Origin of the sequence: Clostridium sp. AF20-7, assembly GCF_003479275.1 — a bacterium.
GTDB classification, from domain to species: Bacteria; Bacillota; Clostridia; order Lachnospirales; family Lachnospiraceae; genus Otoolea; species Otoolea fessa.
The window spans coordinates 1-1,032 of the sequence record NZ_QUGF01000015.1 but is presented as its reverse complement, the minus strand read 5'-3'; the positions used below and the strand labels follow the sequence as shown (position 1 = coordinate 1,032).

Annotated in this window: 4 tRNA genes; all 4 read right to left on the bottom strand. The window is 41.9% G+C overall.

The features are described from left to right. Positions 1–145: 145 nt before the first annotated feature. Positions 146–218 (bottom strand) — tRNA-Val (locus DWX68_RS13700). 61 nt (positions 219–279) lie between these two features. Continuing rightward, a tRNA-Asp gene (locus DWX68_RS13695) sits at positions 280–353 on the bottom strand. Between the two features lie 38 nt (positions 354–391). Next, positions 392–465 (bottom strand) — tRNA-Ile (locus DWX68_RS13690). 22 nt (positions 466–487) lie between these two features. After that, positions 488–560 (bottom strand) — tRNA-Asn (locus tag DWX68_RS13685). Positions 561–1,032 lie beyond the last annotated feature (472 nt).

The window sequence follows — 1,032 nt, the reverse complement described above, 5'->3', positions numbered from 1 at the left end:
TCTTAACGAACAAGTCATATTATACAACTTATTCTGAAGAATGTCAACTGTTTTTTAGATTTTTTTAAATTTCTTTTATTGTTGATTTATTTCAAATTATATCGATATATCAACCAAAAATTCTTCTTACTTTCCGACAATGAAATGGGGCCTACAGGGCTCGAACCTGTGACCCTCTGCTTGTAAGGCAGATGCTCTCCCAGCTGAGCTAAGACCCCATTACGATACTCTGTCCCTCAATCCGCTTACGCGAACCAATTTATAACAGTCGTATCAAAACGACCCGGATGGGGTTCGAACCCACGACCTCCGCCGTGACAGGGCGGCGCTCTAACCAGCTGAGCCACCGGGCCAAATATTAAATTATTTATTTACCTCATATTGGGTAGAGTGGACCTTCGGGGACTCGAACCCGGGACCGACCGGTTATGAGCCGGTTGCTCTAACCAACTGAGCTAAAGGTCCATAAAGTATATGGATCAAAAAACTCCCCGAGTAGGACTCGAACCTACGACAGCGCGGTTAACAGCCGCGTGCTCTACCGACTGAGCTATCGAGGAATATTGCTTTCCAACAACGTAAATAATTATAACCGATTATATTTTAAATGTCAACTACTTTTTCAAAAAAATCGAAAAATCTATTCTTTTCATCGGATGTTACCGTCTTCTCGCTGCATGAGCAGCATGACGCATCCTTAAATTTCTGGTTCAGAACTCATATAATCTTGGCAAAAAATGTACCTTGGCACATTCTCACGCTGAGCGCGGTCGCTTGCGACATGTTTCTGCTTCGCGCGAGTGCGCATCATTGGCACGTTAGTGCCTTTTTGTGTAATAGGGAATTCCAGGAAATTCCTATTACACAAAAAACCGTCGTACATTTCTGTACAACGGTCTTCTTTATATACCTTCAAAACTGCACACTGAATTTCTTCTACTTCTATCTTTCATCCTTTTAGGAAATAACTTTCTCTTATCTATCCTTAACCATAACCTTTTGGTTAAGCCCTCGACCGATTAGTAACAGTCA